Source organism: Microbacterium sp. (genome assembly GCF_031178525.1).
GTDB lineage: Bacteria > Actinomycetota > Actinomycetes > Actinomycetales > Microbacteriaceae > Microbacterium.
Genome location: NZ_JAPSJA010000092.1, coordinates 1 through 9,376 on the forward strand (window position 1 = coordinate 1; position 9,376 = coordinate 9,376).

Below are 9,376 nucleotides of genomic sequence, written 5' to 3' on the forward strand. Positions count from 1 at the left end.
CGCCCGCGGCCGACCGGGGGCCGGTGACGTGAGGCGCGACGGACGGCTCGGCGTCGGCATCATCGGCGCGGGTCGCGTCGGTCCCGTGGTCGGCGCGGCGCTCGCCGGCGCCGGCCATGCACTGACGGGCATCACGAGCGGATCGGACGACGAGCGCGTCGAGGCGATCCTGCCCGGCGTTCCCGTACTCGACGCGCTCGAGGTGGCACGACGCAGCGAGCTCGTCGTCATCGCGGTGCCGCACGCCGAGCTGCCGGGACTCGTGGCGGGTTTGGCGGAGCTCGGTGCATGGCAGGTCGGCCAGCTCGTGCTGCACACCGACGCGGCGTACGGCATCGACGTGCTGCAGCCGGCGGCCGAGCGCGGCGCGATCCCGCTTGCGGTGCACCCCGCGATCGCCTTCACGGGTACGAGCATCGACCTGCGCCAGCTCGCCGCCTCGTACGCCGCCGTGACGGCGCCGGCCGCGGTGCTGCCGATCGCGCAGGCCCTGGCGGTCGAGCTCGGCTGCGAGCCGATCGTGGTCGCGGAGCAGGATCGCGCAGCCTACGCGGAGGCGATCGCGACCGCGTCCGAGTTCTCGCGGCGGATCGTCCATCAGGCCACGGGCATCCTGCGCGGGATCGGCGTGGAGAATCCCGGCGGGTACCTGTCGGCGCTCGTGCGCTCGACCGTCGATCACGCGCTCGCCGAGGCGTCTCCCACGGTGATCCTGCCGCCCGACGACTGAGCTGCGGCCCGGACGGGGCTCTCGGGAAGGCCCCCATAGACTTGGGACCATGCCTGAAACGCCTGCCGAGAACGCGCCCGAACTGACCGAAGAGGACATCTTCGAGCAGAAGGCCGTGCGCCTGGCGAAGCGCGAGAGGCTGATCGCCGAGCGCGAGAGCGCGGCGGGCGGGGCGTATCCCGTGACGGTTCCCGTCACCAGCACGATCCCGGCGCTGCGCGCGCAGTACGGCGAACTCGAGGCCGGCGCCGAGACCGGTGAGACCGCCGCGGTGGCGGGCCGGATCGTGTTCAGCCGCAACACCGGCAAGCTGTGCTTCGCGACGCTGCAGGCCGGTGACGGATCGCGCATCCAGGCGATGGTCTCGCTGGCGAACGTGGGCGACGAGTCGCTGCAGCGCTGGAAGGAGCTCGTCGACCTCGGCGACCACGTCGCGGTGTCGGGTGAGATCATCTCGAGCCGCCGCGGCGAGCTGTCGATCATGGTGTCGGCGTGGGAGATCGCGGCCAAGGCCGTGCTGCCGCTGCCGAACATGTACACGGAGCTGAGCGAGGAGAGCCGCGTCCGCAGCCGCTTCCTCGACCTGATCGTGCGCGACACCGCCCGCACCACGGTGCGCGCCCGTGCGACCGTGAACGCGAGCCTGCGTGCCACGTTCGCCGGCCACGACTTCGTCGAGGTCGAGACCCCGATGCTGCAGGTGCAGCCGGGCGGCGCGACCGCGCGTCCGTTCACCACCCGCTCCAACGCCTTCGACACCGAGCTGTACCTGCGCATCGCGCCAGAGCTGTACCTGAAGCGCGCGGTGGTCGGCGGCATCGATCGCGTGTTCGAGATCAACCGCAACTTCCGAAACGAGGGTGCCGACTCGACGCACAGCCCGGAGTTCGCGATGCTCGAGGCCTACCAGGCCTACAGCGACTACAACGGCATCGCCGACCTCACACAGGAGCTGATCCAGAACGCCGCGATCGCGGTGGCCGGATCCACGACCGTGACGTGGGCGGACGGCACGGAGTTCGACCTCGGCGGCGAATGGGACCGCGTGTCGATGTACCCGTCGCTGTCCGAGGCCGCGGGTGTCGAGATCACGCCCGAGACCGGCCTGGAAGAGCTGCTCGCCCTCGCCGAGCAGAACGGCGTCGAGGTGCCGAAGCACGCGACCCACGGCAAGCTCGTGGAGGAGCTGTGGGAGCACTTTGTCAAGCAGCACCTCACGCGTCCGACGTTCGTGATGGACTTCCCGGTCGACACCAGCCCTCTCGTGCGCGAGCACCGCTCGGTCCCGGGCGTCGTGGAGAAGTGGGACCTGTACGTGCGCGGCTTCGAGCTCGCCACGGGGTACTCCGAGCTCGTCGACCCGGTCATCCAGCGCGAGCGCTTCGTCGAGCAGGCGAAGCTCGCGGCGCGCGGCGACGATGAGGCGATGCGGATCGACGAGGAGTTCCTCCGCGCGCTCGAGCACGGCATGCCGCCGACGGGTGGGATGGGCATGGGCATCGACCGGCTGCTGATGGCGATCACGGGCCTCGGCATCCGCGAGACGATCCTCTTCCCGCTGGTCAAGTAGGCCGCCCTTCCCTCGCACGTCATCCACGACGCGACCGCACGTCATCCACGCGAGCGCGCCCACCGGCGTCTTGCGGCGCGGTTCTCGGGAGGTGGACCCGGGACCTGCCGTTCATACGCCCATGACGGCAGGTGCTGATGGTGGATCATCGTCGCGACGATGTCGGCGAGGCCGTGCGCCGGATTGATCTCCTGCGCGAGGCGGACGTAGTGCGCGGCGTGCGTGGACGACCCGAGCGCCCACGACAGCCAGGCGGCCGAGGCGAGCGCGCCGGTGCGGAGCCGTCGCGGCGCGACGGAGGCGACGGTGCGCACGACCTCCCGCGCCCGGCGCAGGCGCGCCGGGTCGGGGCGCTCGCCCTCGCCGGCCAGCCGGAGAGGCCCGGCGAAGTCCCACGCCTCGCCGGCCGCCCACGCGATGTTGAACCGCTGGATCTCCCGTCCCTCCGCCAGATCGCCGCTCCACTGGCTCAGGGCGATGTCGCGGATGGCCGGGCGGTCCAGTGCGAGGACGAGCAGCGCGAGAGTGTCCGCGGAGAGTTCGGACTGCCCGGAGACGACATCCTCGAACACGGCGAGCAGCGCGGGATCCTCCAGTCGGAGAGCCGTCCTCTCGCGGATGGCGCTCGCGACGGCCCGGACCTCGGCCTCCGCGCTCGCGGGCAGCTCGAGACCCGCATGCTGGTCGGCGAGCGGCGTGCCGTCGCCGAGGTCGATGTCCTCCGGACGGATCTCATCGAGCCGGCTCCCGGCGTACGAGCCGTCCGGCTCCAGGTACGAGCCCCACCCGTCGGCGGCCACGCACAGCGCCTCTACGACCTCGTAGCCGGCGACCCCGGCGCACCCCAGCAGCGCCTCCGCGAGAGCGGCCCGGGAGATCCGGCCGCGCGGGTCGCGGTAGGCGTCATCCGTGTACACGACCACCGCGATCCGGTTCGCGTGGCGCACGCGCGCGAACGCGCCGAGGAAGCCGGCCGCCAGCGCCCGGACGTCGGGCGCATCCGCCGGCGGCAGGTCGATGCGCATGCCGCCGAGCGTGCGCCGGTCGGCGAAGGGGATCAGCACCACGCTGTCGCGCGGAAGGCAGCCGACCAGGTGCGGGACGAGGGAGAGGAACTCGGCGTTGTCGCCGGCGCGGATGATCGCGGGCTCGGGGGCAGGGGACGAAACGGTCATGCGCTCGAGCCTGAGGGGCGGCGGGTGGCCCGCGGCAGGGGTGTGCAGCGGCTGCGGCGCGTGAGGGGGCTGTGGACGGGCGTGCGGGAGATCCTCACAGCCCGGCGACGTACCATTGACGTGTGGACGAGTACTGGCTGGCAGTGGTGTGGTCTCTTCTGCCGACCGTGGCGATCTGCATCATCTTCTGGTGGGTGCTGCGCAGCATCCTGCGCTTCGATCGCACCGAGCGCCGCGCCTACGCGCGGATCGAGGCGGAGGAGCGCGCCAAGCGCGGTCTGCCCCCGCGCGACACCTCCGCCGCCGAGTGACCGCCGCACAGCGGTGTCCTCGGGCACCGCTACGCTGGTGCAGGGCGCGAGAGGGGGGCGGATGGAGCTGTTCCGGGACCCGTCGTGGTACCTGATCGTCGTCACGATCATCGACACGGCCATCCGCGTACTCGCCGTCGTCATCGTGCCGCGCAACCGTCGTCCCACGGCCGGCATGGCGTGGCTGCTGGCGATCTTCTTCCTGCCGGTCCCCGGTCTGCTGCTGTTCCTCCTGATCGGCAACCCGCGACTGCCGCGGCACCGCAGGCGGCGTCAGGAGCAGATCAATCAGTACATCCGCGAGGCGCGCGAGTATCTCGAGCGCGGAAGCCTGCGGCCGAACGAACCGACCTGGTTCACGTCGCTCGTGCGGATGAACCGCGAGCTGGGTGCCATGCCGTTGACGGGCGACAACGGCGCGCGCCTGATCCGCGAGTACGACCGGAGCCTCGCGGAGATGGCCGCGGCGATCCGGGCGGCGCGCGAGTACGTGCACGTCGAGTTCTACATCCTGAAGTCCGACGCCGCGACGGACGACTTCTTCCGCGCCCTCGAGGAGGTGCGCGAGCGCGGCATCCCGGTTCGCGTGCTGCTGGATCACTGGGCGAACCTCTCCAAGCCCCACCACCGCCGCACGCTCAAGCGCCTCGACGCGATGGGCGCCGAATGGCGGTTCGCGTTGCCGATCCAGCCGCTGCGCGGCAGGTGGCAGCGTCCGGATCTGCGCAACCACCGCAAGATCCTGGTCGTCGACGGCGTCATCGCGTTCGTCGGCTCCCAGAACATCACGGACGCCAGCTACAACCTGCGGTCGAACATCCGCCGCGGCCTGCAGTGGGTGGACCTCATGGTCAGGCTCGACGGCCCGATCGTGTCGAGCGTGAACGCGGTGTTCCTGTCCGACTGGTTCAGCGAGGCCGCCGAGGTGCCCGAGGGCATCGACCTCAAGGAGATGGAGGCCGGCAGCGGCGACCTCGACTGCCAGATCGTGCCGTCCGGGCCGGGCTTCGAGGTCGAGAACAACCTGCGCCTGTTCCTCGGCCTGCTGTACGCGGCTCAGCGCAAGATCATCATGGTCAGCCCGTACTTCGTGCCCGACGAGGCGCTGCTGCTCGCCGTCACGGCGGCGACCAAGCGCGGCCTGCAGGTCGAGCTGTTCGTGTCGGAGGAGGGCGATCAGGCCGTCGTCTACCACGCGCAGCGCAGCTACTACGAGGCACTGCTGCGCGCGGGCGTGCGGATCTGGCTCTACCCGAAGCCGTTCATCCTGCACACGAAGGGCGTCACGATCGACGACGAGGTCGCGGTGATCGGCTCGAGCAACATGGACATGCGCTCGTTCGGCCTCAACCTCGAGATCACGCTGCTCGTGCGCGGTGAGGAGTTCGTGCAGCAGATGCGCGAGGTCGAGGCCGAGTATCGCGAGCTGAGCCGCGAGCTCACGCTCGAGGAGTGGCTCGAGCAGCCGCTGCGCTCGACCGTGCTCGACAACCTGGCTCGGCTCACGAGCTCTTTGCAGTAGCCTCGCCGGTCGCTGCCTGGACGTCGGCCTTGGGCTGCTTGGCGCGCACGTCGTGTCCCTTGGGTACAGCCACGAGCAGGTTCCCCTTCTCGATGCGGCACGAGATGCGGGTCGCCTCGCCGAACTCGTCGCCGTCGAGCTGCACCTCCTGCGGCAGGGGCGTGGCCGCCTCCGCCGCGATCCCGCGCAGATACCGCACCGACGCGTCGCGTCCGCGGCGTTCCAGCACCGCGCGGCCCGCACGGGTGCGACGCAGCACCGAGTTGTCCCACCACACCTTGCGCCACACGCCGAGCCAGCCGAGCGGGCCCGATGGCTGCATGATCGCCACGTCGAGCTCGCCGTCCAGCACCGATCCGTCCGGGATCAGCGAGATGCCGCCCGGCAGCTCGCCGCAGTTGGCGAACAGGATGCTCTGGACCTTCGCGGAGCGCAGGCGAGCGGACGTGGGGATCGCCTGCGTCTGACCGCGGCGGATCGGGTTCTTCACCACCTCGTACGTGATGCGGAACGGCTCGGCGCTTGCCAGCGAGCGTGCCGCTCCGTCGACATACGCGACCCAGCCGACGGACTTCTTCAGCTCCGGCTTGGTGTTGGCGATCATCGCGGCGTCGAGTCCCATGCCGGCCATCACGACGAACGCGTGCTCCTCGACGTGCCCGTCGGGGCGGCGGAGGGAGGCGACGCAGATGTCCACCTCGACCGTGTCGCCGTCGAACGCGCCGGCGACGGCGAGCTCCTGTCCGTCGAGCGGCAGGCGGAGGTTGCGGGCGAGCAGGTTGCCCGTGCCGCTCGGCACGATGGTCAGCGGGACGCCCGATCCGCGCATGGCCTCAGATACGGCGCGCACCGTGCCGTCACCGCCGGCGACCAGCACGGCGTCCACGCCCTCCCCGAGTGCTTCTCTCGTGGTCGCCTGTCCCGGGTCCTCGACCGACGTCTCGAGCAGGAGCGGAGGAGCCCAGCCGGCCCCGGAGGAGTGCTGCTCGACCAGTGCGCACAGGGCCGGGCCGTCGACCTTGATGGGGTTGAAGACGAGCGCTGCGCGCTTCGACGAGCTCTGCGAAGGCTCGGTGCGGGGGGCGTCCGGCTCAGGGGTCGTCATGGCGCCAGCATAGGCCGTCGACCGATGCGCAGCCCCGGAGCGGCCCGTCGTGCGGCAGGACCGACCTGTTCACCGGTCGTTCGTGATCCGGACATCTGTCATGGCCAGCATGGCGATCGTCCCCCGGTCCGTGCGCGAGACCCCCGGCTCGCGCACGCCACCCTGAGCCTTGGAGCACCATGTCGACGAAGATCGGCTTCCGTCCGCTTGCCCTCGCCTGCGCCGCCGCGCTGATCGCCACGGGAGCCGGCGCGACGCCCGCCGCGGCGCAGACCGCGGAGGTTCCCGCCGTGCGCATCACCGAGTTCGCCTACAACGGCTCGGAGTTCGTGGAGTTCACGAACCTCGGCGCCGACGCAGTCGACCTGAGCGAGAACGCCGGATGGTCGTTCGCCGACTCCGGGACGACCGCCGGCGCCGTGTCGCTCGCCTCGCTCGGCGTGATCGCGCCCGGGGAGTCGTTCCTTCTCGCGGAGGGGCAGGCCGAGGCGTTCCGCTCGGCATGGGGCCTGCCGGAGAGCGTCAAGGTCGTCGGCGGCAACACCGTGAACCTCGGCCGCGGGGACACGATCAAGATCTTCGACGGCGCGGGCACGCTCGTCGACCAGCTCGTCTATGGCGACAACGTCGTGGGCGTGGGCGGCCCCCGCACCGACACCGCGAGCGCGTGGCCGAACGACGAGAGCGTCCTCGGGGCCGACACCGTCGCGAACTGGACCCGGTCCACCGAGGGGGACATCGAGCGATCCTGGGTCTCGCGCGCCGGCTTCCCCGGGTCGCCGGGCACGAGCCGGTTCAGCGCGGCGCCCGTCGAGCTGCCGGTCTGGGAGGAGCCCGAGACGCCCGCCGCGTCCGGGCTGCGCATCAACGAGGTCGACTCGCAGCCGGCCGACTGGGTCGAGTTCTTCAACCCGGGCGCCGAGCCGCTCGACATCTCCGGCTTCGAGATCCGCGACGACTCGGACGATCACCGCTGGCGCTTCCCGGCGGGCACGTCGATCGCGCCGGGCGCGTTCCTCGTGGTCGAGGAGAGCACGGCGGGCAGCGGATGGAACGACGCGACCGCCGCGTGGGAGGAGAACGTAACCTTCACGAGCGCGATCGGCGTGGGCGGCGCCGACCGGATCCGTCTGTACGACACGACCGGTGCGCTGATCGACGCGACCGCCTCCTGGTCGGCGCACGCGGGCGTGGGCACGGACACGGCCGGGTACACGCTGGCGCGCGAGGTCGATGGCGCGGGCGGCTTCCTGCTCGCCCGGATCAGCAAGGGCGCCTCCAACGCGGGCACCGTGCTCGACCCGGCGATCGAGGTCAACGAGGTCAACTCGAACGGCGGCCCGAACGACTACATCGAGGTGATCAACACCTCGGACGCCGCGATCGACGTGTCGGGCTGGTACGTCAACGACGACAGCGCCCGCACCGCGGCGGACATCACGCCGCTGGCCGCGGGGACGACGCTCGCTCCGCGCGCGCGCCTCGTCTTCGAGGGGAGCGTCCACTTCACGTTCGGGCTCGGCGGCGGCGATCAGGCCCGCGTCTTCACGGGTGCCGGCACCCTGGTCGACGAGCACACCTATCCTGCGCACGCGGCGAACAGCGGCGTCTGGTCGGCCTGCCCCGAGGGCGGCGACGTCTTCGTCGAGACCGCGCGGACGCCCGGCGAGGCGAACCTCTGCGAGGGCGGGGGCGGCGAGCCGACCGAGCCCGGCTCCGAGTACGACCCGCTGCCGTGGCCCGGAGGGGAGCCGGTCATCGTGCTGGACACCACCGCGACGTTCCTCGAGGACTCATCGGGTCTCGACACCTGGACCGACCAGTCGGGCACGTCGCTGTACGCGGTCGACAACGGCACCGGGCGGTTCTGGAAGGCCGACGTGCAGGCCGACGGGTCCTTCGCGATCGCCGACGGATGGGCGGACGGCAAGCGCGTGCGGTACCAGAAGGACGCGGGCAACCCGGCTGCGGCCGGGCCCGATGCCGAGGGCATCACCGTCGACGGCGACGGTCTCGTATACGTCGCGTCCGAGCGCGACAACGCGGCCAAGGACGTGAACCTCGACGCCATCCTCAAGGTGGACCCGGCCGCACCCGGCCCCGACCTCGTCGCCCTGCAGGAATGGGACATCACGTCGCTCATCCCGACGGTCGGCGCGAACCTCGGCATCGAGGCCGTCGAGTGGATCGCCGACGCCGATCTGGCGGGCAGGCTCTGGGACACGGCGCGCAACAAGCCCTATGAGCCGGCCGACTACCCCGGTCACGGTGACGGCCTGTTCTTCGTGGCGGTCGAGGACGGCGGCTCCGTGCACGCGTTCGCCCTGTCGGACGACGCGGCGACGAGCGTCGCGACGCTCGATCCGGGCCTGGCGGGCGTCATGGCGCTCGACTACGACGCCGTGAGCGGCGGTCTGTGGACCGTGTGCGACAACGGCTGCGGCGGCGTCTCCGCCTTCGTCGAGCTCAACGGCACGGCCGAGCCCGAGACGACGTTCTTCGCGCGTCCGGCGGCCGCGCCGAACGAGAACGCGGAGGGCTTCGCCACCGCGCCGGCCGCCCTGATCGTGAACGGCGTCCGCCCGGCGTGGTGGTTCGTGGACGGCGTCGGCTCGGGCGCGCTGCGTGCCGGCACACTGACGGTCGAGAGCCCGCAGGTGGTGGCCGGCGAGGTCACCGTCGCGGGCACGGCGAGGGTCGGATCGACGCTGACGGCGAAGCCCGGCACGTGGACCGAGGGAGCGACCCTGTCGTACCAGTGGCTGCGCGACGGCGCGGCGATCGCGGGCGCGACATCCGCCTCGTACACCCCGGTCGCGGCCGACGCCGGCAGGAAGCTGTCGGTGCGCGTCACCGGAGCGCTCACGGGCTGGGAGTCCGCGACGGCGACGTCGTCCTCGGTGACGGTCTCGCAGGGCGCGCTCGCAGCCGCCACTCCGTCGATCACGGGCACCGTGCGCGTG

Annotated in this window: 7 protein-coding genes; 5 read left to right on the forward strand and 2 right to left on the reverse strand. The window is 71.6% G+C overall.

The window, feature by feature from the left end; translation table 11 throughout:
- Nucleotides 1-28 precede the first annotated feature (28 nt).
- Together RIF89_RS07760 and lysS are read left to right on the forward strand one after the other, a co-directional pair.
- Nucleotides 29-730: a DUF2520 domain-containing protein gene (locus RIF89_RS07760; RefSeq protein WP_309068561.1), complete on the forward strand. Its 702-nt coding sequence runs from the start codon at nucleotides 29-31 to the stop codon at nucleotides 728-730.
- 49 nt (nucleotides 731-779) lie between these two features.
- On the forward strand, nucleotides 780-2,300 hold the full coding sequence (gene lysS / locus RIF89_RS07765) for a lysine--tRNA ligase (protein WP_309068555.1): 1,521 nt from the start codon (nucleotides 780-782) through the stop codon (nucleotides 2,298-2,300).
- 41 nt (nucleotides 2,301-2,341) lie between these two features.
- Here the strand turns inward: lysS and RIF89_RS07770 are convergent, their stop codons facing one another.
- Entirely contained in the window at nucleotides 2,342-3,475 is a 1,134-nt protein-coding gene (locus RIF89_RS07770) for a DUF4192 family protein (RefSeq protein WP_309068556.1), read from the reverse strand.
- 122 nt (nucleotides 3,476-3,597) lie between these two features.
- Between RIF89_RS07770 and RIF89_RS07775 the strand changes: the two genes are divergently transcribed.
- Together RIF89_RS07775 and cls are read left to right on the forward strand one after the other, a co-directional pair.
- Nucleotides 3,598-3,786: a hypothetical protein gene (locus tag RIF89_RS07775; RefSeq protein WP_309068557.1), complete on the forward strand. Its 189-nt coding sequence runs from the start codon at nucleotides 3,598-3,600 to the stop codon at nucleotides 3,784-3,786.
- Nucleotides 3,787-3,847: 61 nt separating this feature from the next.
- Nucleotides 3,848-5,308: a cardiolipin synthase gene (cls, locus tag RIF89_RS07780; RefSeq protein ID WP_309068558.1), complete on the forward strand. Its 1,461-nt coding sequence runs from the start codon at nucleotides 3,848-3,850 to the stop codon at nucleotides 5,306-5,308.
- Here cls and RIF89_RS07785 read toward each other — a convergent pair.
- A complete protein-coding gene (locus tag RIF89_RS07785) occupies nucleotides 5,289-6,413 on the reverse strand; it encodes a diacylglycerol kinase family protein (protein ID WP_309068559.1) in 1,125 nt (374 codons plus the stop codon). The genes cls and RIF89_RS07785 overlap by 20 nt on opposite strands.
- A 179-nt stretch (nucleotides 6,414-6,592) precedes the next feature.
- Here RIF89_RS07785 and RIF89_RS07790 point away from each other — a divergent pair.
- On the forward strand, nucleotides 6,593-9,376 hold a 2,784-nt coding region (locus tag RIF89_RS07790; RefSeq protein WP_309068560.1), incomplete at its 3' end, for a lamin tail domain-containing protein.

Coding starts and splice junctions, on each gene's coding strand:
- RIF89_RS07770 (WP_309068556.1), bottom strand. CDS start 3,475: ATGACCGTTTCGTCCCCTGCCCCCGAGCCCGCGATCATCCGCGCCGGC.
- lysS (WP_309068555.1), top strand. CDS start 780: ATGCCTGAAACGCCTGCCGAGAACGCGCCCGAACTGACCGAAGAGGAC.
- RIF89_RS07785 (WP_309068559.1), bottom strand. CDS start 6,413: ATGACGACCCCTGAGCCGGACGCCCCCCGCACCGAGCCTTCGCAGAGC.
- cls (WP_309068558.1), top strand. CDS start 3,848: ATGGAGCTGTTCCGGGACCCGTCGTGGTACCTGATCGTCGTCACGATC.